The sequence below is a fragment of the Streptomyces rhizoryzae genome (assembly GCF_023155275.1).
Lineage (GTDB): Bacteria > Actinomycetota > Actinomycetes > Streptomycetales > Streptomycetaceae > Streptomyces > Streptomyces rhizoryzae.
On record NZ_JALMUV010000003.1, the window covers coordinates 176480 to 203383 of the forward strand.

A 26904-nucleotide genomic window follows, 5' to 3' on the forward strand; every position below is an offset into this window, starting at 1 on the left:
CCGCGGAGCGCGTCACCTTCTCGCCGCGTGCCCGGTCAGCGGCCGGGTCAGCCGGGGAAGCGGCCGGTGCTGCGGAGCTGCCGTCGGCGTTCGGCGTAGGCGAGGTCGTCGCGCCACAGGCGGGCGGCGGCGGCGCGCATCAGGGGGCGCAGGACCGGGGCGGCGCGGCGGGTGACGGCGAAGCCGGGGCGGTCGGAGGTCGCCAGCACGGCCTCGGTGACCAGGGTGCGGGGGCGGCCGGCCGGGTCCGGGGACAGCGGGGTGGCGTGCGTCTCGACCACCGAGCCCCGGCCCTCCCCGTGGGTGATGCGCATGACCACGGTGCGCGGCCCGGGGGCCGTGAAGACCGCCCGCACGGGGACGACGAGGCGACCGGCGACCTTGAAGGAGACGTCCACCGTGAAGCCCCCGCCGTGGGCCGCCGTGCCGCCGCGGCCGGGGGCGCCGACGACGGTCAGGTCCACGAAGGAGTACGGGTGGAACCACGCCCCGTGCCACGGGTCGAGGCGATTGGCCACGATGTCCTCGGGCTCGCACCGGCCGGTGGCCGTGTGGACGGCGCAGAGGGCGCGGGGCAGCGGCGGGCGCGCGGTGAGCGGGGGGCGGTCGGTGGGTTCCTCCCGGCCGAGGCCGTCCAGGCGTACCCAGAGCAGGACGCCGTCGTCGTGGACGGGATACGGCGACCAGCCGGCGCAGGGCGCCCCGTCGAGCGCCAGGCCGTGCCAGCGGCAGATCAGCGCACCGCGGTGGACCGCGCCGTCCTTCAGCGGCGCGCCCAGGTGGGGGCAGACGCCCGGACCGGCGGCCGGCCGGCCGTTCGCGGTGCGCCAGACGACGACCTCCCGGGAGCCGACCGTGCGGCCGAGGGCCCGGCCGGGCGGCAGGTCCCGGGACGGGGCGAGGACGTACCAGTTGCCGGACGGGCGGGCCAGGGCCTGTTGCAGCGCGTCGGCGATCAGCCCCGGCGCGGCGGCGCGCCAGGTCGCCGGCTGTTCCGGCCAGGCCGGCGGCCGGCGCCGCAGGCGCAGCAGGGGACCGGTACGCGGGCGGGAGCGCCGGCGGCTCATCGGGCCTCCTGGGTGACGGGGGTGCCGTTCGGCGCCGGCGGGACCGGGGCGCCGGTCGCGGCCGGGATGCGGGCCGGGGCGGGGCGGCGACGGGCGCGTACCCGTGCGGCGGCGGCCCTGGCGAGCCCGTCCGCGGCGAGCGCGGCGCGCTGCCGGCGGGGCACCGCGGCGCGCCGGTGCAGCGCGGCGTAACCGTCGGCGGCGACCGCGTCCAGGATGCCCGCGTACAGGACCAGGGCGGTGCGGATGCAGGGGCGGGAGACGGGGTCGAGCAGCGCGATGCCCGGGGCGGCCTCCCGGTAGACGCCGCGGATCAGGTCCTCGGCGGTGCGCAGCGCGGCGGTGATCCGCCGGTCCGGGCGGCCGGTGCGGCGGCTCCGGAGCAGCAGCGCGCGGTCGACACCGTGCGCGGCGAGCAGATCCGCGGGCAGGTAGACCCGGCCGCGGTCCAGGTCCTCCCCGACATCCCGCAGGAAGTTGGTGAGCTGGAAGGCGACCCCGAGCGCCGCCGCGTACGGCGCCGCCTGCTCCCGGGGCACGACGGTGCCCAGGACCGGGAGCATCTGCAGCCCGATGACGGCGGCCGAGCCGTGCATGTAGCGGCGCAGGTCGGCATAGGTGGCGTAATCGGTCACGTCGAGGTCGGTGCGCATCGCCGCCATGAAGTCGGTGAAGTGCCGGTGGTCGATGCGGTAGCGGGCGGCGGTGTCGGCCAGGGCATGGACGACCGGCTCGTCGCTGCGCCCGGTGCGCAGGCCGTCCGACAGGCGCCGTTCCAGCCCGGCCAGCCGGCGGCGGCGCTGCTCCCGGCCCGCCGGCGTCCCGAGGTCGTCCACGATGTCGTCCGCCCAGCGGGCGAAGCCGTACAGGGCGTGCACGGCCGGCCGGCGCTCCGCGGGCAGCAGCCGGGTCGCCAGGAAGTACGTCTTGCCGTGCCGGGAGTTGAGCCGCCGGCAGTGGGCGTACGCGGCGCGCAGCGTGGGGTCGGTCAGGCCCGCCGCGTCCAGCTCCCGCGCGGTCATGACCGGGGGAGGGCGGTACGGGAGCCCAGGACCGGGGTGCTCGCCCGGTGCGCCGGGCCCGGCGGGCGGCCCCCGGTGACGCGGGCCGCGGCCAGCTTGCCGGACAGCAGGACGGTGGGGATGCCGACACCGGGAGTCGTCCCGCATCCCGCGAGGACGGCGTTGCGGACCCCGCTGACGAGGTTCCGCGGCCGGAACGGGCCGGTCTGCGCGAGGGTGTGGGCCAGGGAGAACGGGGTGCCCGCGGGGTGCCCCCGTGCCTCCCAGTCAGCCGGTGTCACCAGGCACTCCTCCTCGATGGCCGCGCCGAGTCCGGCCAGCCCCCGGCGCTCCAGCTCCGCCAGCAGCCGGTCCCGGTAGCGCGGTCCCAACGCGGCCCAGTCATGGGCCCCGGGCCCGAGGCGGGTGTGGGGGCAGGGCGCCAGGACGTAGTGGAGGTGGCGGCCGGCGGGGGCCAGCGACGGGTCGGTGGCGGTGGGGCGCGAGATCAGCAGCGAGGGATCGCTCATCAGGGCGCCGGTGACGGTCAGCTCGCGGAAGGTGCGCCGCCAGGAATGCCCGAACGAGAGGGTGTGGTGGGCCAGTTGGGGCCAGGTGCGGTCGGTGCCCGCGTGCAGGACGACGGCCGACGGCGCGTGGCGCAGCGGAACGGGGCGGCGCGGCCGGCGGCCCAGCAGCCGGTGCGCGACCGGGAGGTCGGGGGTCAGCACCACCGCGTCGCAGGGGATCCGGGCGTCCCGGGTGCGGACCGCGGTGATCCGGTCGCCGGTCCGCTCCAGGCCGGCCACCGCCTGGCCGTAGTGGAACTCCGCCCCGGCGGCCGCGGCCGCGTCGGCCATCGCCCGCGGCACCGCGTGCATACCGCCCCGCGGGAAGTACACCCCGGCGACGGTGTCCATGTAGGCGATGACCGCGTAGGCCGCCAGCGCGCGGGCCGGCGGCACGCCGACGTACAGCGACTGGAAGGTGAAGATCCGGCGCAGCCGCTCGTCGCGCAGGAAGCGGCCGATCCGGGCGTCCAGGCGCCCGAACCCGCCGAGCGCCGCCAGCCGCACCAGGTCCGGGTGGAGCAGCTGGCACGGCGAGTCGAAGTTGGTGTCGATGAAGCGCCGCATCTGCACCGCGTGGAGCCGGGTGAGCCAGGCACGCAGCCGGCGGTACCCCTCCGCCTCGCGGGGCCCGGCGAACCGCGTGATCTCCGCCGCCATCGCCGCCCCGTCGGTGTGCACGTCCAGCCGCGAACCGTCGGCGAACAGCGCCCGGTAGGCCGGGGCCAGCGGGACCAGCCGGAGCCGGTCGGCCATCCGCTCCCCGACCGCGGCGAACGCCTCCTCGACCAGGCCGGGCATGGTCAGCACGGTCGGCCCGGTGTCCATGAGGTAGCCGCCGCGGGCCAGCTGCCCGGCCCGGCCGCCCGGCCCCGGATCCCGTTCGACCACGGTGACCCGCCGCCCGGCCCCCAGCAGGTGCAGCGCCGCGGCGAGACCGCTCAGCCCCGCGCCCACCACCACGACATGGTCGGTCGGCCCGTCCACAGTGCGCATCGTCGTGCCCCTTCGCCTGGTGCGGCGGGCGCCGCCGCGGTGGCCGCGGGACCGGCCGGGCGCACCGCACGTCCCGCCCAGGGGACCACTTCGGCGCGGGCCCGGGGCGGCAGCACGGCGGGCAGCCACACGTTCGGCGGTGCGACCGGCCGCCGGACGGCCGTCCCCGGCGCGGCCTGCCACCGCTCCGGCGGCCGCCGGGCCATGCTGGTGCCCGGTCGCGGAGGCGCGGCGCCCCGCACGGTGCCCGCCGCGGCCCGAGGAGGTACGGTGCTCGACGCGCGGATCGCCGTCATCGGGGCCGGGGCCGCCGGCCTCTCCCTCGTCCGGCGCCTGGCCGCGGCCGGTGACGGGCCGTCAGTGGTGCTGCTCGACGCCCCGCCCGGCCCGCTACGCCCGCCCGAACGGACCTGGTGCTTCTGGGAGGAGACCGGCGGCGAGTTCGACTCCGCGCTGACCGCCTCCTGGTCCCGGCTGCGCGTGCGGTCCCGGGACGGCCGGGCCACCGTCGGCCGGCCCGCTCCGCTGCGGTACAAGATGCTCCGCTCCCCGGACTTCTCCGCGCTGGTGGCCGCCGAACTGGACCGGGCACCCAGCGTGCGGCGGCTGTCGGCCACGGTCACCGCGGTCCACGACACCCCCGCGGGGGCGCGGGTCCACGCCCGCGCCGCCGACGGCACCCCGCTCCGCCTGCGGGCCCGCTGGGTCTTCGACTCCCGGCCGCTCCCCACCGCCCCGCCCGCCCGGACCACGCTGCTCCAGCACTTCCGCGGCTGGTTCGTGCACACCGAAGACCCGGTCTTCGACCCGGCGACCGTCGACCTGATGGACTTCCGCGTCCCGCAGCCGCCCCGCGGCCTCGCCTTCGGCTACGTCCTCCCGCTCGGCCCGCGCCAGGCACTCGTCGAGTACACCCAGTTCTCGCCCGCGGTCCTCTCCCCGCAGGCGTATGACGACGCGCTGCACCACTACACGCACCGCATCCTGGAGCTGGGGCCCTTCACCCGCACCGGCGGCGAAACCGGAGTGATCCCCATGACCGACGCGCCCCTGCACCGCCAGGCAGGCCACTCGGTGTTCCGCATCGGAACGGCCGGCGGCGCCACCCGGCCCGCCACCGGCTACACCTTCGCCGCCATCCAGCGGCAGACCCGGGCCATCGCCGCCGCCTGCGCCGCCGGCCGGCGCCCCGCGCCGCCCCCGTGCCACTCCCGGCGGGCCCGGACCATGGACGCCCTCCTGCTGCGAGCCCTCGCCACCCGCCGGATCGACGGCCCGGCCTTCTTCGCCGGCCTCTTCCACCACACGCCCACCGCACGCCTGCTGCGCTTCCTCGACGGCCGCACCCACCCGGCCGAAGACCTCGCCATCGGCCTGCGCACCCCCGTCCTGCCCATGCTGCGCACCGCCGCCGAACTGCCGCTGCTGCGCCGCCGCACACCCCCGGAGCCGCCGCGATGAACCACCGCCGGCACCCCCGGGCCGCACACCGGGGCCGGGACCGCGCCGCGGAGGTCATCGCGCCGCCGCCCGGCACCGCCCGCGTGACCGGCCCCCCGCCCACCGCCGCCGTCATCGGCGGCGGCATCGCCGGCCTGGCCGCGGCCACCGCACTCGCCGAACGCGGCGTGCGGGTCACCCTCTACGAACGCGCACCCCACCTCGGCGGCCGCGCCGGCGCGTTCCCCACTGGCCTCCGCGACGGCGCCACCGCCACCGTCACCCGCGGATTCCACGCCTTCTTCCGCCAGTACTACAACCTCCGCGGACTGCTGCGCCGGGCCGACCCCGCACTCGGCGCGCTCGTCCCCCTGCCCGACTACCCCCTGCGCCACAGCAACGGTCTGCACGACAGCTTCCGCCGCGTCCCCCGCACACCCCCCTGGAGCGCCCTCGGCTTCGCCGCCACCAGCCCCACCTTCCGCCCCCGCGACCTGCTGCGGATGCGCCCCCTGGCGGCCGTGCCCCTCTTCGACGTCCACGTCCCGGGCATCTACGAGGCGTTGGACGACACCACCGCCCACGACTACCTCACCGCACTCCGCTTCCCCGCCGCCGCCCGCCACCTGGCCTTCGAGGTCTTCTCCCGCAGCTTCTTCGCCGACCCCCGCGAACTGTCCGCCGCCGAAATGGCCATGATGTTCCACATCTACTTCCTCGGCTCCAGCGAAGGGCTGCTCTTCGACGTCCCCGGTGAACCCTTCACCCAGGCACTCTGGGAGCCGCTCGCCCGGTACCTCCGGCGGCACGGCGCCACCCTCCGCACGGCCGCCACCGTCACCGGCGTGGCCCGGCGCCCCGAGGGCGGCTTCACGGTCTCCACCACCCTCGGCACGCACCCCCACGACGCCGCCGTGCTCGCCCTCGACACCGCCGGCCTGCGCGACCTCGTCGCCCGCTCCCCGCAGTTGGGCGACGCTGCCTGGCGCGCCGGTATCGCCCGCCTCCGCACCGCCCCGCCGTTCCTCGTCAGCCGCCTGTGGCTGGACCGGCCGGTGGCCGCCGACCGGCCCGGATTCCTCGGCACCAGCGGTTTCGGCGCCCTGGACAACGTCAGCGTCCTGGAACGCTGGGAAGGCCAGTCGGCGCGCTGGGCGGCCCGCACCGGCGGTTCGGTGCTCGAACTGCACGCCTACGCGGTGGACCCGGCCCGCGACCGCGCCGCGACCCAGTCCCACCTCATCGGCCAGCTGCACCGCGTCTACCCGGAGACCGCCGGCGCCGCGATCCTCGACGCCGTCCACCAGTGGCACGACGACTGCCCGCTCTTCGCGGCCGGAACCTACGCCGGCCGCCCCACGGTGCGGACCCCCGACCCCGGCCTGGTCCTGGCCGGCGACCTGGTCCGCACCGAGCTGCCGGTGGCCCTCATGGAACGCGCCGCGACCAGCGGCTTCCTGGCCGCCAACGCCCTGCTGCACCGCTGGGGCGTGCGCGGCCAGACGCTGTGGACCGTCCCCCGCCACGGCCGCTCACCCACCCTGCGCGCCCTCGCCCGCACCACCGCCAAGCTCACCGCCAGGCACCCCTGACGCACCGGCGGAAGCCACCCCGTTCGCGGCCGTGCCGGGGGCCGTGCCCGTCGGCAGCCGGTGCCGGGCGTGGACGGCCCCCGCCGCGGTGAGGAGGGCGACGGTCTCCGCGTACGGGCCGGTGACGGCCCGGTCGAGGGGCGTGCGCCCGGTGCCCCGGTCCTCCCGGAGGTTCGGATCGGCCCCGTGCACCAGCAGTTCCCGCACCGCTTCCGCGTGCCCCCCACACGCGGCCCCGCACAGCGGCGTGCCGTCCGTACCGTGTCCGCTCTCGGTATCCGGCGAGGCCCCGGCGGCGAGGAGCAGGCGGACGATCCCGGCCGCGCCGTGCACGGATGCCGCGTACAGCGGCGTGGTGCCCTCCGCATTCGGCCACTGCGGATCGGCGCCCGCCCGCAGCAGAGCCTGCACCCGGCCGGTGTCCTCCAACAGTGCCGCCAGGACGAGGTGCCCGGCGAGCTTCTTGCGCCGCCTCCGGTTCATGCCTGCGGAGGCCGGCGACCGGCCGCCCGGCCGTGCCGGTCATATCCGCGGGCACCCCGCACCGGGCGGAGGGCGGCCACGGGCTCAGTGGATGATGCGCACGGCGGTGACGACGAGGACGGTCGAGCTGACGTAGTAGACGACGAACGCGCCGCCGACGGTGACCTCGCGGTAGTCGCGACCCGAGCGCTTGACCGAGGTGGAACCGTGGCCGTACGGGTCGTCACCGAGTGTCTTGGCCATGGCCTGCTCGAACGCCGTGCGGACCTGCGGCATCATCGCCTTCCGCGCGGCCTCGGCCGGGTCGGCGTACTGGATCCGGTACCGGCTCACGCCGCCCCCGGGTGCCGCGCGTCGCCGTCCTGCGGAACGCAACCGGTGAAGTCGCCGTCCCGCAGCCGGGCCACGATCGCCTCGTCCTCGTTCGCGGCAGCGGCCGGCAACGCCCAGCGCGCCAGCACCCGATGGAGGTCCTGGGCCGGTGTCCGGCGGACCTCCGCGTCGAAGGCGGCGCGGTCCCGCTCGGGGAGCGCGGCGCGGATGCCGTCCATCGTGGCCGGGACCTCGACCAGTTCCCCGTCGATCACGGTCGTCCACGTCGTCGTCGCGCACTCGAACTCGCCCATGGCGAACCTCCTCCACTACGGCCCTCACGCTACACCGCCCGCACCCCGCCCGGCCGGGTCCCCGCGAGCCCGTCAGCGCGGTGGCCGACGCCGCCGATTCCCCGGTGCTCAGCCGGCCCCGCCCGCCTCCGCCGCCGTGCCCTGCCCGGCGCCCTCCGCCGCCCGCACCTTCTCCACGACCGTGTCCTCCGGTTCCACCGGCCGTCCGTCCGCCGCATGGAGCTGCACCCGGCGCAACGGGCGGCCGGTGCGGCGGTCCAGCAGGCGGGAGTGGTCCTCCCCGGGGGTGAAGCACTGCTCCTCGCCCCACTGCCGCAGGGCGACGATCACCGGGAACAGTGCCCGGCCCTTGTCCGTGAGGAGGTACTCGCGGCGGGAGCCGCCGTCCGGTGCGGGCGCGCTGCGCAGCACCCCGGCCTCCTCCAGCGCCCGCAACCGCGCCGCCAGGATGTTCTTGGCGATGCCGAGGCTGCGCTGGAACTCGCCGAAGCGGCGGCTGCCGTCGAAGGCGTCCCGCACGATCAGCAGCGACCACCAGTCGCCGATGGCGTTCACCGACCGGGCGACGGGACAGGGGTCGGCATCGAAACGCGTGCGGGCGACCATCCGCGGCTCCTCTTCTCCAACTCCCCGGCTCTTCCGGGCTGGTTGCAACATGCTACCGCGCACCGCTACCGTCCCGTTCGGTAGCAAGGTGCAACCGAATGAAGGGGAGGTGTGCCGTATGGCGATCCAGTGCTCCGGCGAGGTCGGTGGACGGGAGGGAGCCGGCGGGAGCGGAGGGCGCGCGGGGACCGGCGGGCACGAGGGGCGGGCATCGGCATCGGCATCGGTGTCGGGGCCGGGGCCGGACGCCGCTGCGTCGCCACCCGCCCGGCTCATCCCCCTGCTCGCCCTCGCCTGCGGCAGCTCCGTCGCCACCGTCTACTTCGCCCAGCCGCTGCTGGTCACCCTCGGCGAGCGGTTCGCGCTCGGCCCGGGACTGCTCGGCGCGATCGTCACCGTCACCCAACTCGGCTACGCAGCAGGTCTGTTGCTGCTCGTACCGCTCGGCGACCTGCTCAACCACCGGCGGCTGATCACCGCTCAGCTCGGCCTCCTCGCCCTCGCACTGCTGGCCGCGGGGCTGGCGCCGGGCGTGGTGGCGCTGTGCGGCGCGCTCGCCGTGGTCGGCCTGCTCGCCGTCGTCGCCCAGACCATGGTCGCGGCCGCCGCCGCCCTGACCCCGCCCGCCCGCCGCGGTCGCGCCGTCGGAACCGTCACCGGCGGCATCATCACCGGAATCCTGCTGGCCCGCGCCGCCGCCGGCGTCCTCGCCGACCTCGCCGGCTGGCGGGCGGTCTACCTGACCGCCGCGGGCGTCCTCGCCGTCCTCGCCGTGCTGCTGCGCCGCGTCCTGCCCTCGGGCGCGCCGTCCACCGGCGCGGGCACGGCATCGTACGGGCGGTCCTACGGACGCCTGGTGGCCTCGACCGTCACCCTGTTCGCCCGCCATCCGCTGCTGCGGATCCGCGGCGCGCTCGCCCTGCTGGTGTTCGCGGCCTTCAGCACGCTGTGGAGCGGTATGGCGCAGCCCCTGAGCAGCCCGCCGTGGTCGCTGTCGCACACCGCGATCGGCGCGTTCGGGCTCGCGGGGGCGGCCGGCGCCGTCGCCGCCGGTGTGGCCGGACGGTGGAACGACCGGGGGTTCGCCCAGCGCACGACCGGCACCGGCCTCGCCCTGCTGGCACTCTCCTGGCTCCCGCTCGCCCTGACCGGGCAGTCGCTGGGGGCACTGGCCGCCGGTGCCGTCCTGCTGGACTTCGCCGTCCAGGCCGTCCACGTCACCAACCAGACCCTGATCCACGCCGTCCGCCCCGACGCGGGCAGCCGGATCATCGGCGGCTACATGGTCTTCTACTCGGCCGGCAGCAGCCTCGGCGCCTTCGGTTCCTCCCTCGCCTACGCCGCGGCGGGCTGGCCCGCCGTCACGGCCCTCGGCGCGGCCTTCAGCCTCGCCGCCCTGCTCCTGTGGGCCGCCACCCGACGCGTGGGGCTCCCCGCCGCCGGCCCGGAGCGCAGGAACTGAGCGGAGCCGGCGGGGCCGCGCCCGCCGGCCCGCGCGCCGCACCGCCGCCGGAGTGCGATGCCCCCGTGCGGCCCGTGCGGTGGCTCCGCACGGGCCGCCTCCCGGGCCTGTTGCCTGTGGTGGCGTCGCTCCCTTCGCCGGTGTGTCCGGACGGAGTCCCGTCAGGCGTCGTGCCTCATGACCGACCCCCAGCAGCAGCTCCGGAAGGCCCTGGCCGCCTTGGACGCCGCGTTCGCCCCTCGCCGAGTCGCCGATCACCGTGGGTGGTTGCACCTTCTGCTACGGCGAGTCCGACCTCGAAGCGCTGGCCGGCCCGGTCCGCGAGGTGCCGGAGGACCTCACCCGTCGCCCACGAGGTTCCCGGTCACTGGGAGGACTCGCGGCCACCGCCGGCACCCTGGCTCCCTGGTTGGCGATCTGGGCGGAAACCCGCACCGAGGCGGCGGACCGGCACCTGTGCGATGCGGTCGACGACTGGCTGATCGAGCACGAACTCGCCGTTCTCCACTTCGGCTTCTGCGACGAGGTGCACGCCGCCCCCGAACTGCTGCCCTGGCTCCTGGCGTTGGACCAGGGCCGGCTGACCGCCGATCAGCTGACCAAGATCGAGTACCTCGCACACGGGTGAGGCCGGAGACCGTACCGCAGGGGGGGCGGCGGTGCCGCCCTGTCGCGTGGTCACGCCGTGGCCGGCCGGCGCGCGGGCTCGCGGGTGGCCGTGGGGTGCGCCGTTGCCCGGGGGCTCGGCGGGCCGAACCACCGGTGGGCCGCGGTGCGCAGCGCGGCCAGTTCGTCCGGGCCCGGATGCGGCGAGTCCGAGGCCCACGCCACGTAGCAGTCGGGACGGAGGAGCAGGACGGCGGGCGTGGGCGCGGCGGACGGCGCGGGGGTGGAGGACCGGGCGGGCGTGAGCGACCGGGGGTGCGCGGTGACGATGTCGAGGCGGTCGTGCCGGTCTGCCAGGGCCCGGGCGGCCGCGGCGCCGTCGGTCAGGTCGAGGAGCAGCGGGCGCGCCGTCCTGGTGAGTTCGGCCAGGCGCACCGTGCCGGTGGCCGTGCGCAGCGTCAGGTCCGGGGCGAAGCGGCCGGTCAGCGGGTGGGCATCGGAAACGCCCATGTCGTAGCGGACGTCGCTGCCTGCGACGAGGTCGGCCAGGTGCTGGACGGTGTCCCGCCGGCCGAGGAGTTCGGTGAAGAGCCGGCGCAGCGCGGTGACGTCGCTGCCCGGGGCCAGCAGAGCCGATTGCGCCTGGGCGTTCATGACCATGCGGGTGGCGGCCTGCCGGCGTTCGGTGTCGTAGCTGTCGAGCAGGCCGGCCGGGGCGGTGCCGCGTATCTCGGCAGCGAGCTTCCAGCCGAGGTTGACGGCGTCCTGGAGACCGAGGTTGAGCCCCGGGCCGCCGCCGGAGGCGTAGACGTGCGCGGCATCGCCGACGAGGAACACCCGGCCGTCCCGGAACCGTTCGGCCACCCGGGTGTTGCCGCCGATCAGCCGGCGCAGCACGTGCGGGCCGTCGCCGGTGGGCGGGCCGACCGGCAGTTCGGCGTCGAGTACGCGGCGGATGCTGGCCCGCAGCTCGTCCAGGCTCATCGGCCCGTCGGGCTGCGGTTGGTCCCACTCCAGGGTGTTGATCAGGGGAGGGTGGCCGGGCAGCGGTGCGTAGGTGAACCCTCCCCGGTCGGTGCGGTGCGGCGCGAACGGCAGGACGGTGCCGTAGCCGGGGACGTCCAGGGCACCGGTGGCGGGATCCACCCAGCCCTCGGGGAGGGTGACGTGGGCCGTGCGGGTGGTCGTCCGGTCGTAGCTGATGCCCGGGAAGCCGATCCCGGACAGCTTGCGGGTGGCGCTGTGCCCGCCGTCCGCGCCGACGACGTACCGTGCCTGCATCCGGTACGTACCGTTCGCGTGGTGCGAGACGTCGAGGGTGACGGTGTCCTCGTCCTGGGACAGACCCACGAGTTCGTGGCCGCGTCTGAGGTCCACGCCGAGTTCGGTGGCGCGCTCGGTCAGGACCTCCACGATGCGGTGCTGGGGCACGGGCAGGGCGTACACCGGACTGTCCGCCAGCAGGCCGAGATCCAGGCTCATCGCGGCGAACATGAAGTACGCGGAGTTCGGGACGGGCGGCTCGGAACTGCCGCTGAGCCGCTCGTGGAGTCCGCGGTGGTCGGCCATCCGCACCACCTGCCCGAGCAGGCCGTTGGCTTTGGGTTCCGCGGACGGCTCCGGCAGGCGCTCCAGGACGGTCGGCCGGAGCCCGGCCAGGCTCAGTTCGCAGGCGAGCATCAGTCCGTTCGGACCGCCTCCGGCGATGACGACATCGGTGATCACAGGCATGTTCTCCTCCGTGCGTGGTGGGTGAAGTCCCGTGCGGAACAGGGGAGTTCGGGGCATGCGGACGGCAGGCGCCGCGCGGCCCGGGGGAAGCTCGTGCGGCGGCCTGCGCGGGCCCGGTCGGGCACGGGCCTCCGGCCTGCCGGGCTACGGGGTGGGCAGGCCCTGGGTGAGCTGCGCGAACACCTCGGTCAGGACCGGTCCGAGGGGCGCGGGTGAGTCCGCGCGCAGGCAGTGCTCGACGGCGACCGCGCTGCCGGCGCTGACGACCGCGGCGACCAGCTGGGGGTAGAGGTCGTGCGCCTCGTCGGTGCCGGTGCGGGCGGCGACGGCCTTGGCCAGTTCGTCCTGGGCGGCCGCGTTGGCCTTGACGACCTCGCCCTGGAGCGCCGGTTCGGCCAGCATCAGCCTAAGCCCGTCCCGCCAGCGCTGATCGTGCGCGGGCCCCCCGTCCGCCGCGTCCGCCGGTGCGAACTGGGTGTGCACGGCGCGGGCGAGGGAGTCCCACAGCGGCTCGTCGGCGGGGCGGGCGCGCAGCTCGTCCGCGATCCGCAGCATCCGTTCCAGGTGGCCGGCGGCGATGGCCTCCGCCTTGCCGGAGAAGTAGTTGCGGAAGGTGCGGACGGACACGTTCGCCGCCGCCGCGATGTCTTCGACCGTCACGTTGTCCCAGCCGTGCTGGACGCACAGGCGGATCGTGGCCTGGCTGAGCGCGACCCGCGTCGCCCTCTTCTTGCGTTCGCGCAGCCCGGTACGGGCGTCGTCTTCCTGCGGCATGCGACCACCTTAGAAAAACTTGCCGCTCCGGCAACTTTTCCTTTTCGGCAAGATTTTCTGCGGCGGAGTTCCCGGGTCGTTTCCCGTGGTGGGGTGCGTCGTTGAACGAGCTGGATCGTCCGGAGCAGACGGGCTTCGGGCAGCAAGAGAACGAGAAGGAGCGCGACTGTGCGCCGAGTGAGTGCCTTGGTGGTGGCGGCCGCCGCCATCGGGGGTGTGCTGACGGGGGCGGCTGCCGCCCACGCCGCGGACAAGCCCCCGTTCCCGTACGCCGACTGCATCCACGCCGCCGTGAAGCAGCGGGGAGAGACCCCGAAGCACGCCCGGTGGCACTGCAACCTGCTGGTGCAGAAGGGCTGGGTGAAGAAGCCGGGGACCTGACGTCCCCGGTCTTTTGTCAGGCGTGTCCGAGGCCCCTCGTCCCGCTCGGCAGGTGCACGACTCCCCAGGCGCTGTCGTGGCGTCAGGGGTGTGCGCCCGGGGGGCGGGTTGCCTCGGGCACGCCTTGGGCGTGGGGGGACGGCGACCGGACCGGAGGGGGTGGCCCGCAGGGCTGCCGGGCTGCCGGGCCGCCGGGCCGCCGGACGGAATACTTCCGGGGCCGGCGTGGCTCGGCTGACCATGAGTGAGATCCTTGTGACCGGAGCGACCGGCAACGTCGGCCGGGCAGTGGTGGGGGAACTGGTCGCGGCAGGCGCCGATGTGCGGGCCCTGGTGCGGCGTCCCGAAGCGGCCGGACTGCCGGGCGAGGTCCAGGTCTTCGGCGGTGACCTGTCCCGGCCGGAGTCGTTGGAGCGGGCCCTTGCGGGCAGCGATACGGTCTTCCTGGTGTGGCCCTTTCTGGCGACGGAGGGGGCGCCCGCCGTGGTGGAGGCGATAGCGCGCCAGGCCCGCCGGGTCGTCTACCTCTCGTCCTCGGGAGTGGACGAGCGCGCCGAGCGGCAGACCGACCCCATCAACCAACTCCATGCCGAGATGGAGCGCCTGCTCGCCGGGTCCGGGGTGGCATGGACGGTGCTGCGGGCGAACACCCTCGCCTCCAACGCGCGCGGCTGGGCGGAGCAGATCCGCACCACGGACGCCGTCCGCGGGCCCGACATCGCCGCCACGGCGGTGGTCCACGAGCGCGATGTCGCCGCCGTGGCGCGCCGCGTGCTGACCGAGGACGGGCACGCGGGCGCCACGTACGTGCTGACGGGCCCTGAGGTGCTGAGCCGGGCGGACCAGGTGCGGGCGATCGGCGAGGCGATCGGGCGGCCGGTCCGCTTCGAGAGCGTCCCGGTGCAGGTCGCCCGGCAGCGGATGCTGGCCGACGGGCGGCCGCCCGCCCTGGTCGAAGCCCTGTTGGCCAGTGCCGAAAGCCGGCCTGCCTCGCATGTGATCACGTCCACCGTGGCGGCGCTCACGGGGGCGCCGGCCCGCACGTTCCACGCCTGGGCCGAGGAGCACGCCGGGATATTCCGCTGAGCGGCGGGCGGTCCGGGTGGCGGGTGCGGCTGCTCGGGGGCGCCGCCTCCCCGCCGCCGACGGCCGACCCGTCCTGGCAGGCCCGTCCGGCCCCGCTCGCGGGGCCCGGCCGCCCGCGCCCACGGAGCGGCCCGGGGCGCCGGCGCTACGCGTGGAAGGTGGTGGTCGCCTCCAGCGCGGCGCGTTCGGTGGTGACCCGGTTCACCGGCGCGGCGGCGTCCGCGTAGCCGAACGAGACGCCGACCAGCAACTGCCCGTCCGGCACGCCCAGTTCCTCGCGCACCGTGTCGGCATAGAAGCTGAGCAGGCCCTGCGGGCAGCTGTCCACGCCGTACGCGGTCATGGCCAGGAGGAGGGTCTGTAGATAGGCGCCGGCGTCGGCGGCCAGCCGGGCATCGGCGGGGCCGGCGACGAAGAGGAACGCGACATGGGGTGCGCCGTAGAACCGCAGGCTCTCGGCGTCGTAGGCCGTGCGGGCCGCATGGTCGTCGCGGCCGATGCCCAGCGCGCCGTAGAGCTGGCTGCCGAAGGCGGCGCGCCGCTCCCGCTGCACCGCGGAGTACATGCCGTCGTCGTACGGGAAGTCGACGGAGGTGCGCTGCGCGGCGTGCGCTGCCTGGAGGGCGGCTGCCAGGCGGTCGCGGGCCGCGCCGCCGGCGACCTCCACCCGCCACGGCTGGGTGTTGGAGTTGGACGGTGCGGCGCCGGCCAGCGAGAAGATCGCCCGCAGGGTGTCCGGCGGCACGGCATCGGGCCGGAAGGCCCGCACGGCGCGCCGGCCGCGGATCAGTTTCTCGGCACATCCACTCAGTTCGGTCCGGTCGGACCCGGTCATGACGCACTCCTCACGGGCGAGGGAAGTAAACGGGAGAAGTAAACGGGATCGTTTACTTCCCTCGACTGTAGCCGACCGCCCCGCCGGAAGTAAACGCGGGCGTATACTCGCCTCATGGATGCGGTATCTCGGACGACGCCGGAGCGAGCGCGGGGCCGCGGGCAGGGGGCGGCGCGGGAACGCATCCTGGCCGCGGCTGCCCGGCTGTTCGCGCACCAGGGGATCAACGCGACCGGTATGGAGCAGATCGCCGAGGCGGCGCCGGTCTCCAAGCGCACGCTCTACGCCCACTTCCGGACGAAGGGCGACCTGGTGCTGGCGCACCTTCAGGCGCTCGCGTCGTCCGGTGACACGCTGGAGGGCGTGCTGACCCGCGAGGACCTCGGCCCGCGGGAGCGGATCCTCGGGCTGTTCGACCCGCCCGCCGCCGGCGCGCCGGGCACCGCGTCGGTGCGCGGGTGTCCGTTCATCGACGCGGCGGCGGAGTTCCCGGATCCGGAGAGCCCGATCCACCGCTACGCGCGCGAGCAGAAGCTGCGGATGGTCCGGCTGGTCACCGAACTGCTGGAGGAGCTGGGGTGCCCCCGGCCCGCCGCCCTCGCCGAGCAGGTGGTGACCCTCGCGGACGGGGTGGCCAGCCGCGCCATGGTCCTGAACCAGGCGGACTACGGCCGGCATGCCCGGGCCGCGGCGGAGGTCCTGCTCGGCCAGGCGCTGGACGGGGCGGGCTGACGGATCGGCCACCGGCGCGGAACGCGGCGCATGCCGTCCGTGCCGCGCCGGCCGGGGCGGATGTCCGGGGCGCTCAGCCTGCCGCGTCGTCGGTGCGGAGGAACGCCGGTGGCGTGTCCCTCCACTCCGGTACGTTCAGCGCGTTGAGCGCCGCGACGATCCGCTTCTCTGCCGGCTCCTCGCGGAGCCAGAGGTGTACTTCGATCAGTTGGCTGCCGAACGCCGCCAGGCGTTCGTGAGAGGTGGCCAAGGAAGGGTCCCGTGGGCCCGGCGCCTCCATGCCCTCGGCGGCCTCCTTGCCGGGTGCACTGCGACGCCGGGCACGATCCCGTCAAGGGGACGGATGCCTGTCAACCGGGTGTGTGGGGCATCAAGGCGGGGACGTGGAGGGGCAGTTCGCGTGCGGGGGCCGGGCGAGCCGGTGCGGGCCGGCGCTCCAGCCGAGGAGGCTGCGCAGGCCGGGCGATCACTCGGCCCTGTGCCGCGGGGATGAGCCTGGCGTGGCAGGCTGCCGCCCCTGCGCCCTCCGGGAAGCAAGCCCGGTGCTCTGCCGCTGAGCTGCACGCCGATGGGACGCGAGCGCAGAGGTCCGCCCGCGCCCGGACGGCCGGCTTTCACCGGGCGGCGCCCACCCCGCCTCGATGACCGTGCCCGGGACACGCCGGGGCTCCCGGCGGGCGCCTCTGCCTTTCGGCAGAGGGCCGGATCCCCCGTGGGGCGCACGGCCCGGCGGCGCCCGGGCGCCGATACTGGGCCCTGTGTCGCGCGTCAGCTTCTTCCCTCGTCCCCTCCGTGGCCGCCGCTCGGGCCGGTACCGTCCGCCCGCGGATACGTGGTGGGGGAGGGCCGGGCGCACGGCGGTGGAGACGGCCGCGGCGGGCCTGGCGGCCGTGGGGGTGTTCCTGGCGGTCATGCGCCTGGGGCGCCTGCCGCACCCGGCGTTCCAGCTCCTGGCACTGCTCGTCGGCGCGGCGCTGTTCCCCCTGCGCCGCCGGCTCCCCGAGGCGGTGCTCCTGGCGCTGGCGGTGCTGACGGGCCTCGCGCCGGGCGTCGGGCCGATCACGGCCGTGACCGCGTACACGGTGGCCCGCCGCACGGTGCGGACCCGCCGCCTGATGCGGCTGCTCCTTGCGGCCGGTGCGCTCGTCCTGGCGTCCGCGGCGGCGGCCGCGCCCTGGCTCGGGCCCGGTTCCGTGCCCTACGGGCTGGCGCTGGGCCTGGCCCTCGCGCCGACCGCCGTGATCGTCCCCGGCCTGGTCGGCACCGCGAACGGACAGCAGGGCCGCCTGGTGCGGGCGCTGCGCGAGCGCGGTGCCGCCGCGGAACGGGCCCGCCGGTTCGCCGACAGCGAGGCGCGCATCCACGAGCGGTCCCGCATCGCCGCGGAGATGCACGACCTGGTGGGCCACCGGCTCAGCCTCATCTCCCTGCACTCGGGCGGACTGGAACTGGCGCTGGAGCGAGCCGCCCCCGAACTGCGCGAGGAGGCGGTCCTGGTCCGGCGGGCCACCCGCGACGCGATGCGCGAACTGCGGCAGGCGCTCGGGGTGCTCGGACCGCTCGGCCGCGACACCGGCCCGGACGCGCTCACGGACGCCACCGGCACCCGCGCCGACATCGAGGCGCTGGTCGCGCAGTCCCGCGACGGAGGGATCGCGGTCCGACTGGAATGGACCGGCCCGGACCTCGACACCCGCCCGGCGGGCGTCCGCCGCGCCGTGCACCGGGTGGTCCGGGAGGCCCTGACCAATGTGCACCGGTACGCGGCAGCGGCGCACGTCACGGTCCGCATCGGGCACGACGAGGACCGGGTGCGGGTCACCGTGCGGAACGGCGCACCGCCGGGGGCGGGGACGGCTCCGGCGGGGGCCGGGGGTCGGCAACGCCCGTTCCAGGGGCCCGGGTCCGGGCCGGGGCCCGGGCAGGGACACGGTCCGGGGGCTGCGGAGGCTGCGGAACGGGCTCCCGCGGGCGAACCGTCGGCCGCCGGCGGCCCGGCGGCCTCCCGCGGTCCTTCCGGTCCCGCTGCGGCGTGGGACTCCGCGGCGGGACCGGGCAGCGGCCGCGGTCTGACCGGCCTGCGGGAGCGGGTGGAGCTGCTCGGCGGGACGTTCGAGGCGGGCGGGCTGCCGACCGGTGGCTTCCAGGTGGTCGCGGAGGTGCCGGCCGAGCCCGGTGAGGCCCGCGCACCGAAGCCGCCCGCCGGCCCGCCGGCCGCGTTCGGCACCGCGGGCGGCGACGTGCCGGCCGCCTGGGAGACCCCGCCCGGCGGGGCGGAGCCGGCTCTGCGCGGGCGCCGGGCCGTCGAGGCCCTGCCGCTCGCCTTCGGACTGGTGGCGCTGTGCGTCCTGATGGTCCTGGGGACCGCCTTCGTCTACGCGACCCGGCCGCACCAGGAAGCCGGACCGCCACCGCTCCCGCACCTCGGCATGACCTACCAGGAGGTGGCGGCGACCGGCGTCCTGGACAACGCGGCGGTACGGGCCGCGGCCACCGGCCACGAACCGCCGCGGCCCGCCGGTGCGGCCGGGTGCCTGTACCCGTTCAACGGCGGCACCGAGAGCCGCCCCGGCAGCCTCACCATCACCCGCTACTGCTTCGACGCCGCGCAGCGCCTGATCACCATCGACCGCTTCACCGTCCCGTCGGTCCGGGACGCCGCACCCTGGGAGACACCGTGACCGCACCCGCCCCGCCGATCCGGGTCCTGCTCGCCGACGACGAAGCGATGATCCGGCACGGTGTCCGCCTGATCCTCCGGCACGCCGACGGCATCGAGGTGGTGGCCGAGGCCGCGGACGGCCGCCAGGCCGTCGAACTGGCCGCCGCCCACCGCCCCGACGTCGCCCTGGTGGACATCCGGATGCCGGTGTGCGACGGCCTGGCCGCGATCGCCCCGCTGCTCGCCCTCGATCCCGCCCCGCGCGTGGTGATGCTGACGACGTTCGGCGACGAGGCCAACGTCATCCGGGCGCTGCGGGAAGGCGCCGCGGGCTTCCTCCTGAAGGACGAGGGGCCGCAGGAGCTGATCAGCGCGGTGCGCGCGGCCGCCGCCGGCGACGCCGTGCTCTCACCGGGCGTCACCGGGACGGTGATCGGCCGCATGCTGAGCGGCGGCGAGCCGGCCGCCGGCGGCCCCGCGCGCACGGACGAGCGGATCGCCCGGCTCACCACCCGGGAACGGGAGGTCCTGGCGATGCTCGGCGAGGGACTGTCCAACCAGCGGATCGCCGAACGGCTCGGCATCGGGATCGGCACGGTGAAGACCCATGTGCGCGCGGTCCTGGACAAGACCGGTTCGGCGAGCCGCGTCCAGGCGGCGCTCCTCGCCCACCGGACCGGCCTGGCCTCCTGAGTCTGCCGCCGGTGAGCCGGCCTTCCCGCGGGGTCCGGTCGTGCCGCCGGCCGCTTCCTGCCGGCCGGGGCCCGGCCGGCCGGGCTCTGCCTTCGGAGAGAGGCGGACGGTGGCGGCACTGCCTTTGGGAAGAGCTCAACTCAGGCCCTCAGGCTGACATGTACGCAGGTCAGGGCGGTGACGATGGAGGGGTCCTCCCGGCCCCCGGCTCCTCGCCGGGGCCGGCCGCCTGACCTGGAGTACCCATGCCGCCCACCCCGCCCGCGCCGCAGCCGTCCCCGTCCCTCCGCTCCTCCCGCTCCTCCCGCCTGCCCGGTGCCACCGGCGTCGCTGGTGCCTCCGGTGCCGAACCGGCCGCCCGGGCGGCCGGCCTGACCAAGGTGTACGGAACGGGGGACCACCAGGTCACCGCCCTCGACGAGGTGACCGTCGAGTTCGCCCGCGGCCGGTTCACCGCCGTGATGGGCCCCTCCGGGTCCGGCAAGTCCACCCTGATGCACTGCATGGCCGGGCTGGACCCGGTGACCTCGGGTTCGGTGCGGATCGGCGGCGTCGAGCTGGCGTCCCTGAACGAGCGTGCCCTGACCCGGCTGCGGCGCGACAAGGTCGGGTTCGTGTTCCAGGGCTTCAACCTGCTGCCGACCCTCACCGCCGCGGAGAACATCGTGCTGCCGCTGCGGCTCGCCGGGCGGAAGCCGGAGGCGGCCTGGCTGGCGGCGGTGACCGGCACCGTCGGCCTGGCCGACCGGCTCGGCCACCGGCCCGCGGAGCTGTCCGGCGGGCAGCAGCAGCGGGTCGCGGTGGCCCGTGCCCTGCTCTCCCGCCCGGAGATCGTCTTCGCCGACGAGCCGACCGGCAACCTCGACTCACGGACCGGCGCCGAGGTCCTCGGCTTCCTGCGCGACTCGGTACGCGAGCTGGGCCAGACGGTGGTGATGGTCACCCACGACCCGGTGGCCGCCGCCCACGCCGACCGGGTGGTGTTCCTCGCCGACGGCCGCGTCGTGGACGAACTGCACGAGCCGGCCGCCGACGCGGTCCTGGCCCGGATGCTCCGCTTCGAGTCCCGCGGCGGCGGACACCGCTGAACCGCAGCCGGTCCGGCCGCCCGCCCCTCCCCACCGCTCCCCGAACACCCCGCCCACCCCGGCCACCGCGTCCTCCCGCCCCTTCCCGAACCCGAAAGGTCCCCATGCTCAGAACTGCCCTGCGCAACGTCCTGGCGCACAAGGCCCGCCTGCTGCTGACCGTTCTCGCGGTCTGCCTGGGGGTCGCGTTCGTCAGCGGCACCCTGGTCTTCACCGACTCCTCCGCCGCGGCCTACCGCGCCGCCGCCTCCAAGAACTACGCGGACACCGCGGTCACCGTCCTCCCCGAGGACCCCCCGCCGGGGGCCGCCGCCGACCGGTCCGCACCCGCCCTCGACGACGCGCTCGCCCGGAGACTGGCCGCGGTGCCCGGCGTCACCGCCGTCCGCCCGTCGGCCGACGGCTCGGCCACCCTGAACGCGGCGGACGGCACCCCGCTACGGGCCGGCCAGGCGTGGGCGAACCTGGCCGCCGCCTACGTACCCGGCAAGGACGCCAAGGACCCCCGCTACCCGCTGGCCGAGGGCCGCGCCCCGCGGAACGGCACCGAACTCGCCGTGGACAGCGGCACCGCCACCGCCGGCGGCTTCCGCATCGGCGACCTCGTCACGCTGGCCACCGACGGCCCGGTCATGACCAAACGGCTCGTCGGCATCGTCACCACCCAGGACCCCCGGGTGACCGCCGGCGGCACCCTGGCGCTGTTCGACAGGGCGACCGCCCAGAAGCTGTTCGCGTCCCCGGGCCACTACACCGGCATCGACCTGGCCGCCGCGCCCGGCACCGACCCCTCGGCGCTCGCCGACCGGGTCGCCACCGTCCTCCCGGCCGGCCGGGCCGAGGCCGTCACCGGCGCCGCGCAGGCCGCCCAGCAGACCGTGCTGGTGGACACCCTGACCCGCGGCTACGCGAAACTGCCGCTGATCTTCGCCGGGGTCTCACTGTTCATCGGCTCGTTCCTCATCGTCAACACCTTCACCATGCTGGTGACCCGGCGGACCCGGGAGATCGCGCTGCTGCGGGCGATCGGCGCGGGACGCCGCCAGGTCGTCAACTCCGTCCTGCTGGAGGCGCTGCTGGTCGGCCTCGCCGCCTCGGCGGCCGGCTTCGTGCTCGGCCTCGGCATCGCCGCCGTCCTGCCCGACGTCCTGAGCACCGCCGCGGACCCGCTGCCGCGCGGCCCCCTGGTCATCGGCCCGCGCCCGGTCCTGGCGGCGCTCGGCGTGGGGGTGGGCGTCACCGTGCTCGCGGCGTGGCTGCCGTCCCGCCGGGCGGCGAAGGTCGCGCCCCTGGAGGCCCTGCGCGCGGCCGAGCAGCCGCCGTCCGCCACCCGGACCCGGATCCGCGGCGCGGCGGGGCTGGTCCTGCTCGTCCTCGGCGCCGGCCTGCTGGTCTCGCTCACCGGCGTCAAGGACGCGTCGGTCGCCAACCTCCAGCGTGCGATGGCCGGTTGCGGCATCCTCGTCCTCGCCCTGCTCGTGCTGGCGCCGCTGCTCGCCGCCCCGGTGATCCGGCTGACCGGGCGCCTGACCGACCGCTTCGGGATCACCGGCCGGCTCGCCGGCCAGAACGCGCTGCGCGACCCGCGGCGCACCGCGGCCACCGCCTCGGCCCTGATGATCAGCACGGCCCTGGTCGCCGGGCTCGCGGTCCTCGGCAACTCCACCGGGCAGGCCCTCGACCGCCAGGCGGCGGCCGGTCTCGGCGCCGACTACGTGATCAGCACCCGCACCCCCACGACCGGTGTCGACCCGGCCGCCGTCCGCGCGGTGGCCGGCACCCCGGGCGTCCGCACCGCGACCGCCGTCGCGGACTCCACCCTCGTCGCCGGCGGCCACGTCCGGCAGATCTCCGGCGTCGATGCCGCCACGGTGAACGACGTCATCACGCTCGACTTCGTCAGCGGCTCCGCGACCGGCCTCGGACCGGGCCGGATCGCCGTCTCCCGCACCCTCGCCCGCGAACAGGGCCTGCGCACCGGCAGCCGCCTCGCCGCCCGGATGGGCAGCGACCAGGCCCTCCGGCAGTACACCGTCGTGGGCGTCTACCAGGACAACCCCGTCGCCCACGACGCGCTGGGCGCCCGTACGGAGGTCCAGCGCCACGCCTACGCACCCGGCTCCGTCCAGCGCGTCCTCGTCCGCACCGTCAGCGGCACGGCCTCGCCCGTCACCGAGGCCCGACTCCGCACCGCCGTGGGCCGCAACCCGCTGCTGACGGTGCAGGACCGCCAGGCACTCGTCCACGAGGCCGCCGGCACCCTGGGCAACCTGCTGACGCTGATGTACGGGCTGTTCGCCCTCGGCGCCGTGATCGCCGCGCTCGGCATCGCCAACACCCTGGCCATGTCGGTCTCCGAACGCACACGGGAGATCGGCGTACTGCGCGCCCTCGGCATGGACCGGTCCGGCGTCCGGCGCATGGTCCGCCTGGAGGCGGTGACGGTGGCCGCGTTCGGCACGCTGCTCGGCCTGGCCGGCGGGCTGTTCGGTGCCTGGGAGGTCGGGGCGCTGGCCAACGGCGCGATCGCCCAGTACACCATGGTGCCGCCCTGGGGCACGCTGCTGCTCCTCTGCCTGGTCTCACCGGCCATCGGCGCCCTGGCGGCCGCCCTCCCGGCCCACCGCGCCGCCGCCCTGAGCCCCCTGAAGGCCGTCGCGGAGTCGTGAGGGGGTGGGGGCGTGGGTGGTCGGGGCCCCCGGGATACCGGCCCCTGCCACCGCGCCCCCACCTCCTCCGGCCGCCGTCCCGGCCCGTGTCAGCCGAGGAGGAGCGGGAGCCGCCCGGCGAGAGCGCCCCGTGCGCCCTGCTCCGACCGCCGTGCGCAACGCCGTCCAGGAGCGGGGGAAATGGTCCACCGCGGCACGGTAGTGCCGGACCGGAACGGCGAACAAGTCGACGAGGGCGGCGAGTTGCGGCGCAAGGCCGGTCGGCCGGGCGGGGGCTTCCGGCATCGGGCCGGCTGCTGGCCGCGCGGGCCGGGAAGACGTCCGCCAACCGGTATGCCAGGGCCACTAGAGTCCCGCTCATGTCACTGTCGAAGCGAGAACGAGAGCTGTTCCTGGCCGAACCCCACGTCGGTGCCCTGTCGGTGGTCGAACGACCGGACCGCGCACCGCTGACGGTCCCCATCTGGTACCACTACACCCCGGGCGGCGAGCTGTGGGTGCGGACGGGGCCCGATTCCCGGAAGGCGCGGGCGATCCGCTCCGCCGGACGGTTCACCATGATGGTGCAGCGCACCGATCCGACGGTGCGCTACGTATCGGTCGAGGGCCCGGTGACCAGGACGGAGCCGGACAGCCCGGAGCGTTCCCGGGAGATCGCCGCCCGGTACCTCCCGGAGGACAAGGTCGCCGGCTTCGTCGAGTACGACCGGACCCACCTGGGTGAGCACGTCCTGTTCCACATGCGGCCGGAGAACTGGCTCTCCCTCGACATGGGCGCCTTCTGACCGCGCAGACGGCCGATCGCCCCCGCTGACGCGTCATCGTCGGGGCGTCTTCCCCGCCCGGGTGCCGTCCGCCTCCTCCGGCTCCTCCGTCTCCTCCGGCTCCTCCGGCTCCTGCGCCTCCTCTGACTCCTGCGTCTCCTCGTCCAGGCGTACGTGCTGGCCGCTGCCCGCTGCCCGCTGCCCGCTGCCCGCTGCCCGCCGTCCGCGTTCCGGTGGAGCGGGGGCAGCCGCGGCTCGTACGTCTGGGCGAAGGGTCGCTCGACGGTGAGTTCGCTCTGCTTCCTGCTTGGTGGGGCGGGATCCTGGGAGGGGGGAGCCGGTGACCGGTGTCTGGCCGGCCGGTGCCGTGGGAGTGGGCGTGGGGGGCGACGGGAATGACCCGAGATGCGGGGCGCCGTGGCGGCGTGGACGAGCAGGCCGTGCTGCTGGTGGCCGGGTTGGCCGATCTGGCGGTGAGCACGCTGGGTTCGGCGGTGGGGACGGTGCGCCAGCTGCTGCGCCGGGCCGATGCCGCGGAACTGGCCGCGGAGGCCGAACAGGACCTGCGGGCCCGCGGCCGCCTGGCACTGGACCGGTACACCGCGGTACCCCCTGCCCACCTGGAGGTTCTCGCCAGGCACGCGCGCTCCCGGCAGGCCGCCGATGACGTCTGAGCGCTGGGACCCGGCCGCGTTCAAGACCCGCGTCGACGCGGTGCTGTCCGCGTTCGTCACACGGGAGGCCGAGGAGTTCGCGGCGATCGACCCGGCACTGGGCCCGGTCGCCGAACAGCTGGAAGCGGCGGTCGCGGACGGCAAGCGGCTGCGGGCGGCGTTCTGCTACTGGGGCTGGCGCGCGGCCCGGCAGCCGGACAGCGACGCGCTGCTCCGGGCGGCGGCCGCGCTCGAACTGGTCCACGCCGCCGCGGTCGTGCACGACGACCTCATCGACGACAGCCCCCTGCGGCACGGCCGGCCCACCGCCCAGCTCGCCCTGCGCGGAGCCGTGCGCCGCCGCCCGCGCGCCGCGGCCTCCGCCAGGTCGCTGGCGATGCTGGTGGGGGACCTGCTGATGGCACTGGCCGGGCAGCTGTTCGTCACCAGCGGTCTGCCCGGCGGGTATCTGGGCCGGGCGCGCCCGCTGTGGTCGGTGATGGCACGGGAGCTGATCGCGGGGGAGTGCCTGGAGATCCTCCGTACCGGAGGCGCTCCGGACACCGCGGAGTCGCTGAAGGTGATCCGGTACAAGACCGCCAAGTACACTGTGGAACAGCCCCTGTTGATCGGCGGCGCCCTGGCGGGCGCCGGTGAGCGGCTGCGCGCGGGCTACTCGGCGTACGGGCTGCCGCTGGGCGAGGCGTTCCAGCTGCGGGACGACCTGCTCGGCCTGTTCGGCGATCCGGCCCGCACCGGCAAGGACACCGCCGACGACGTACGCGGCCGCCGGCCCACGGCCCTGTGGGCGGAGACGTGGCGGATGGCGGGCGAGGAGGACCGGGAGCGCCTTCGAGAGCTGCTGGGCCGGCGCACACCGGACGGGCTGGACGCGGTCCGCGAGGTGATGCGGCGGCTGCGGGCCCCCGACCGTATCGAGGCCATGATCGCGGCCCGGGTGGAGGAAGCCCTGACCGCCCTGCACGCACTGGACGTGCCCGCGCACGCCGCCGCGGCCCTGACCGCGTTGGCGCAGGCGGCGGCCCTCCGCCAGGCATGACGGGCCGTGCACCGGCCACCCGACCCGCGACGCCCGCCCCCGCGAGCCCGCAACCTCCCCACCACGGAGCCTCCATGACGCACACCGACCCCTCGACGGACGCCCACCCGCACGCCACCTCCGCGGGGCGGCACGAGCCCCTGCGCCAGGCCGGGGACGAACTGGCCGATGCCACCGTCGCCGCGCTCTTCGACCGCGGGGAGGTGGGCACGTTCAACACCCTGATGCGCTACGTCTCCACCGCAGGCGCGCCGCTTCCGGACGGACTGCCCGACGTGGCCCGCGACTACCTGGAGGCCACCGCCGCCCCGCCCGCCTGGGTGGACTGGGCGGAGATGGAGAAGGCCCGCCTGTTCTTCCTCGACAACAACGTGCACATCTCCACGGCCCTGTCGTTCGCCGCCATGCCCGCCTGCTACGTCGTGCCCCATGTCGCGAAGCTGCTGTCGACCACGCACGGACTGAACTACCCGTCCAAACGGATGGCGGAGACCGGCCAGTTCACGGTCTACCTGATGCAGCCGGACGCCTTCGAGGCCGGCGGCCGCTTCGTCCCCGCCGCCCAGAAGGTCCGGCTCCTGCACGCCGCCGTCCGGCACCACCTCACCCGCGAGGACCGGTGGGACACCGCGGCCTTCGGCACGCCGATCTGCCAGGAGGACATGATCGGCGGGCAGATGTTCTTCTCCCTGCTGGTCCTGGACAGCCTGCACCGCCTCGGCATCCACATGTCGGCGGAGGGCGCGGAAGCGTACTACTACGCCTGGCGCGTGGTCGGCGCCATGCTCGGCGTCAACCAGGACGCGGTGCCCCGGTCCCTGGAGGAGGCCCGCCGCTTCCTGGACGGGTACCTGATCCGGTACATGGGCCCCTCGGCGGAAGGCGCGCACCTGACGCGGCAGCTCATCGACCTCTACGAGGAGGTCGTACCGGGCACCTTCTTCGACCCGATCGTCTCCGCACTCATCCGTTACCTCGTCGGCGACACCTGCGCCGACTGGCTCCAGGTGCCCCGGACCTCCTGGGACAGCGTCGTCAAGGCCGTACCGCACCTGCTCGGCGTGCTGGAAACCGTCGAGGACCGCTCACCGCTGGGTGCCTGGGCGCTGGACCGCCTCGGCCACCTCACCACCCTCTTCGAAATCTCCTCCCTCACCCGCGGACGCGTGATGCACTACGCGATCCCCGAAGAGCTGAAGAAGGACTTCGGGGTCTCCGCGGCGCGCCGCACCCAGCGATGGAACCCGCCGGCCCCGACCGTTCCGTAGCCTTCAACTCCGGTGCATGGCAGCCACGTTGTCCGGGATCCGGACAGCAAGCACCCCTCA

General features: G+C 75.8%; 25 protein-coding genes, 1 tRNA gene and 1 pseudogene. 15 read left to right on the forward strand and 12 right to left on the reverse strand.

Translation table 11 applies throughout. The features are described from left to right. Window positions 1-47: 47 nt before the first annotated feature. The 3 genes from MUU72_RS04190 to crtI are packed head-to-tail and all read right to left on the reverse strand — an operon-like array spanning window position 48 to window position 3633. Window positions 48-1067, reverse strand: coding sequence for a DUF5914 domain-containing protein (locus tag MUU72_RS04190; protein ID WP_248011728.1), 1020 nt, complete (start codon window positions 1065-1067; stop codon window positions 48-50). Next, entirely contained in the window at window positions 1064-2089 is a 1026-nt protein-coding gene (locus MUU72_RS04195) for a phytoene/squalene synthase family protein (protein ID WP_248011729.1), read from the reverse strand. The genes MUU72_RS04190 and MUU72_RS04195 overlap by 4 nt, the downstream gene beginning before the upstream one ends. Next, window positions 2086-3633, reverse strand: a complete 1548-nt coding sequence (gene crtI, locus MUU72_RS04200) for a phytoene desaturase family protein (RefSeq protein ID WP_248011730.1) — start codon at window positions 3631-3633, stop codon at window positions 2086-2088. Before crtI ends, MUU72_RS04195 begins: the two co-directional genes overlap by 4 nt. A 270-nt stretch (window positions 3634-3903) precedes the next feature. Between crtI and MUU72_RS04205 the strand changes: the two genes are divergently transcribed. Together MUU72_RS04205 and MUU72_RS04210 are read left to right on the forward strand one after the other, a co-directional pair. Next, window positions 3904-5094: a lycopene cyclase family protein gene (locus MUU72_RS04205; RefSeq protein WP_248011731.1), complete on the forward strand. Its 1191-nt coding sequence runs from the start codon at window positions 3904-3906 to the stop codon at window positions 5092-5094. Continuing rightward, the gene (locus MUU72_RS04210; RefSeq protein WP_248011732.1) at window positions 5091-6665 is read left to right on the forward strand and encodes an FAD-dependent oxidoreductase; all 1575 of its coding nucleotides are present in this window, start codon (window positions 5091-5093) and stop codon (window positions 6663-6665) included. The genes MUU72_RS04205 and MUU72_RS04210 overlap by 4 nt, the downstream gene beginning before the upstream one ends. Window positions 6666-6740: 75 nt before the next feature. Here MUU72_RS04210 and MUU72_RS04215 read toward each other — a convergent pair. From MUU72_RS04215 to MUU72_RS04230, 4 genes and pseudogenes are all read right to left on the reverse strand, one after another. Next, window positions 6741-7148 (reverse strand): annotated as a pseudogene (locus MUU72_RS04215) (ankyrin repeat domain-containing protein); the annotation flags it as partial. Between the two features lie 84 nt (window positions 7149-7232). Continuing rightward, a complete protein-coding gene (locus MUU72_RS04220; protein ID WP_372502977.1) occupies window positions 7233-7481 on the reverse strand; it encodes a type II toxin-antitoxin system RelE family toxin in 249 nt (82 codons plus the stop codon). Then, window positions 7478-7774 (reverse strand): hypothetical protein, encoded by a 297-nt coding sequence (locus tag MUU72_RS04225; protein ID WP_248011733.1) that lies wholly within the window; start codon window positions 7772-7774, stop codon window positions 7478-7480. Before MUU72_RS04225 ends, MUU72_RS04220 begins: the two co-directional genes overlap by 4 nt. 108 nt (window positions 7775-7882) lie before the next feature. Then, window positions 7883-8380, reverse strand: coding sequence for a winged helix-turn-helix transcriptional regulator (locus MUU72_RS04230; RefSeq protein ID WP_248011734.1), 498 nt, complete (start codon window positions 8378-8380; stop codon window positions 7883-7885). A gap of 118 nt (window positions 8381-8498) precedes the next feature. Between MUU72_RS04230 and MUU72_RS04235 the strand changes: the two genes are divergently transcribed. Both MUU72_RS04235 and MUU72_RS04240 read left to right on the forward strand, forming a co-directional pair. After that, window positions 8499-9842 (forward strand): MFS transporter, encoded by a 1344-nt coding sequence (locus MUU72_RS04235; RefSeq protein WP_372502978.1) that lies wholly within the window; start codon window positions 8499-8501, stop codon window positions 9840-9842. 259 nt (window positions 9843-10101) lie between these two features. Continuing rightward, window positions 10102-10470, forward strand: a complete 369-nt coding sequence (locus MUU72_RS04240; RefSeq protein ID WP_248011736.1) for a hypothetical protein — start codon at window positions 10102-10104, stop codon at window positions 10468-10470. A 50-nt stretch (window positions 10471-10520) separates the two neighbouring features. Here MUU72_RS04240 and MUU72_RS04245 read toward each other — a convergent pair whose 3' ends face one another. Next, window positions 10521-12179 (reverse strand): FAD-dependent monooxygenase, encoded by a 1659-nt coding sequence (locus MUU72_RS04245; RefSeq protein ID WP_248011737.1) that lies wholly within the window; start codon window positions 12177-12179, stop codon window positions 10521-10523. Window positions 12180-12323: 144 nt separating this feature from the next. Beyond that, window positions 12324-12953: an acyl-CoA-like ligand-binding transcription factor gene (locus MUU72_RS04250; protein WP_248011738.1), complete on the reverse strand. Its 630-nt coding sequence runs from the start codon at window positions 12951-12953 to the stop codon at window positions 12324-12326. Window positions 12954-13121: 168 nt separating this feature from the next. Here MUU72_RS04250 and MUU72_RS04255 point away from each other — a divergent pair, with 168 nt between their 5' ends. After that, the gene (locus tag MUU72_RS04255; RefSeq protein WP_248011739.1) at window positions 13122-13334 is read left to right on the forward strand and encodes a hypothetical protein; all 213 of its coding nucleotides are present in this window, start codon (window positions 13122-13124) and stop codon (window positions 13332-13334) included. Between the two features lie 240 nt (window positions 13335-13574). Then, window positions 13575-14420, forward strand: a complete 846-nt coding sequence (locus tag MUU72_RS04260) for an NAD(P)H-binding protein (RefSeq protein WP_248011740.1) — start codon at window positions 13575-13577, stop codon at window positions 14418-14420. A gap of 145 nt (window positions 14421-14565) precedes the next feature. Here MUU72_RS04260 and MUU72_RS04265 read toward each other — a convergent pair whose 3' ends face one another. Then, window positions 14566-15255 carry a nitroreductase gene (locus MUU72_RS04265; RefSeq protein WP_248011741.1) on the reverse strand — a complete coding sequence of 230 codons (690 nt, stop codon included), beginning with the start codon at window positions 15253-15255 and terminating at the stop codon, window positions 14566-14568. A 114-nt stretch (window positions 15256-15369) separates the two neighbouring features. Here MUU72_RS04265 and MUU72_RS04270 point away from each other — a divergent pair, with 114 nt between their 5' ends. After that, the gene (locus MUU72_RS04270; protein WP_248011742.1) at window positions 15370-15987 is read left to right on the forward strand and encodes a TetR/AcrR family transcriptional regulator; all 618 of its coding nucleotides are present in this window, start codon (window positions 15370-15372) and stop codon (window positions 15985-15987) included. 73 nt (window positions 15988-16060) lie between these two features. Here MUU72_RS04270 and MUU72_RS04275 read toward each other — a convergent pair whose 3' ends face one another. After that, a complete protein-coding gene (locus MUU72_RS04275) occupies window positions 16061-16237 on the reverse strand; it encodes a hypothetical protein (protein WP_248011743.1) in 177 nt (58 codons plus the stop codon). 245 nt (window positions 16238-16482) lie between these two features. Continuing rightward, a tRNA-Ala gene (locus MUU72_RS04280) sits at window positions 16483-16555 on the reverse strand. Window positions 16556-16898: 343 nt separating this feature from the next. On the opposite strand from MUU72_RS04280, the gene MUU72_RS04285 reads away from it, so the two are divergent. From MUU72_RS04285 to MUU72_RS04320, 8 genes are all read left to right on the forward strand, one after another. Next, the gene (locus MUU72_RS04285; RefSeq protein WP_248011861.1) at window positions 16899-18668 is read left to right on the forward strand and encodes a sensor histidine kinase; all 1770 of its coding nucleotides are present in this window, start codon (window positions 16899-16901) and stop codon (window positions 18666-18668) included. After that, window positions 18665-19342, forward strand: coding sequence for a response regulator (locus MUU72_RS04290; RefSeq protein ID WP_308403773.1), 678 nt, complete (start codon window positions 18665-18667; stop codon window positions 19340-19342). The genes MUU72_RS04285 and MUU72_RS04290 overlap by 4 nt, the downstream gene beginning before the upstream one ends. Window positions 19343-19587: 245 nt before the next feature. Then, window positions 19588-20430 carry an ABC transporter ATP-binding protein gene (locus MUU72_RS04295; RefSeq protein WP_248011744.1) on the forward strand — a complete coding sequence of 281 codons (843 nt, stop codon included), beginning with the start codon at window positions 19588-19590 and terminating at the stop codon, window positions 20428-20430. A gap of 104 nt (window positions 20431-20534) precedes the next feature. After that, window positions 20535-23099 carry an ABC transporter permease gene (locus MUU72_RS04300; protein WP_248011745.1) on the forward strand — a complete coding sequence of 855 codons (2565 nt, stop codon included), beginning with the start codon at window positions 20535-20537 and terminating at the stop codon, window positions 23097-23099. Window positions 23100-23458: 359 nt separating this feature from the next. Continuing rightward, window positions 23459-23884 carry a pyridoxamine 5'-phosphate oxidase family protein gene (locus MUU72_RS04305; protein ID WP_248011746.1) on the forward strand — a complete coding sequence of 142 codons (426 nt, stop codon included), beginning with the start codon at window positions 23459-23461 and terminating at the stop codon, window positions 23882-23884. 374 nt (window positions 23885-24258) lie between these two features. Continuing rightward, on the forward strand, window positions 24259-24537 hold the full coding sequence (locus tag MUU72_RS04310) for a polyprenyl synthetase (RefSeq protein WP_248011747.1): 279 nt from the start codon (window positions 24259-24261) through the stop codon (window positions 24535-24537). Next, entirely contained in the window at window positions 24527-25576 is a 1050-nt protein-coding gene (locus MUU72_RS04315; protein WP_248011748.1) for a polyprenyl synthetase family protein, read from the forward strand. Before MUU72_RS04310 ends, MUU72_RS04315 begins: the two co-directional genes overlap by 11 nt. A gap of 74 nt (window positions 25577-25650) precedes the next feature. Next, window positions 25651-26844: an oxygenase MpaB family protein gene (locus MUU72_RS04320; protein WP_248011749.1), complete on the forward strand. Its 1194-nt coding sequence runs from the start codon at window positions 25651-25653 to the stop codon at window positions 26842-26844. The last annotated feature ends 60 nt before the right edge of the window (window positions 26845-26904 follow it).

Coding starts and splice junctions, on each gene's coding strand:
- MUU72_RS04190 (WP_248011728.1), bottom strand. CDS start 1,067: ATGAGCCGCCGGCGCTCCCGCCCGCGTACCGGTCCCCTGCTGCGCCTG.
- MUU72_RS04195 (WP_248011729.1), bottom strand. CDS start 2,089: ATGACCGCGCGGGAGCTGGACGCGGCGGGCCTGACCGACCCCACGCTG.
- crtI (WP_248011730.1), bottom strand. CDS start 3,633: ATGCGCACTGTGGACGGGCCGACCGACCATGTCGTGGTGGTGGGCGCG.
- MUU72_RS04210 (WP_248011732.1), top strand. CDS start 5,091: ATGAACCACCGCCGGCACCCCCGGGCCGCACACCGGGGCCGGGACCGC.
- MUU72_RS04225 (WP_248011733.1), bottom strand. CDS start 7,774: ATGGGCGAGTTCGAGTGCGCGACGACGACGTGGACGACCGTGATCGAC.
- MUU72_RS04230 (WP_248011734.1), bottom strand. CDS start 8,380: ATGGTCGCCCGCACGCGTTTCGATGCCGACCCCTGTCCCGTCGCCCGG.
- MUU72_RS04235 (WP_372502978.1), top strand. CDS start 8,499: ATGGCGATCCAGTGCTCCGGCGAGGTCGGTGGACGGGAGGGAGCCGGC.
- MUU72_RS04245 (WP_248011737.1), bottom strand. CDS start 12,179: ATGCCTGTGATCACCGATGTCGTCATCGCCGGAGGCGGTCCGAACGGA.
- MUU72_RS04250 (WP_248011738.1), bottom strand. CDS start 12,953: ATGCCGCAGGAAGACGACGCCCGTACCGGGCTGCGCGAACGCAAGAAG.
- MUU72_RS04260 (WP_248011740.1), top strand. CDS start 13,575: ATGAGTGAGATCCTTGTGACCGGAGCGACCGGCAACGTCGGCCGGGCA.
- MUU72_RS04265 (WP_248011741.1), bottom strand. CDS start 15,255: ATGACCGGGTCCGACCGGACCGAACTGAGTGGATGTGCCGAGAAACTG.
- MUU72_RS04270 (WP_248011742.1), top strand. CDS start 15,370: ATGGATGCGGTATCTCGGACGACGCCGGAGCGAGCGCGGGGCCGCGGG.
- MUU72_RS04285 (WP_248011861.1), top strand. CDS start 16,899: ATGCGCCTGGGGCGCCTGCCGCACCCGGCGTTCCAGCTCCTGGCACTG.
- MUU72_RS04295 (WP_248011744.1), top strand. CDS start 19,588: ATGCCGCCCACCCCGCCCGCGCCGCAGCCGTCCCCGTCCCTCCGCTCC.
- MUU72_RS04300 (WP_248011745.1), top strand. CDS start 20,535: ATGCTCAGAACTGCCCTGCGCAACGTCCTGGCGCACAAGGCCCGCCTG.
- MUU72_RS04305 (WP_248011746.1), top strand. CDS start 23,459: ATGTCACTGTCGAAGCGAGAACGAGAGCTGTTCCTGGCCGAACCCCAC.
- MUU72_RS04310 (WP_248011747.1), top strand. CDS start 24,259: ATGACCCGAGATGCGGGGCGCCGTGGCGGCGTGGACGAGCAGGCCGTG.
- MUU72_RS04315 (WP_248011748.1), top strand. CDS start 24,527: ATGACGTCTGAGCGCTGGGACCCGGCCGCGTTCAAGACCCGCGTCGAC.
- MUU72_RS04320 (WP_248011749.1), top strand. CDS start 25,651: ATGACGCACACCGACCCCTCGACGGACGCCCACCCGCACGCCACCTCC.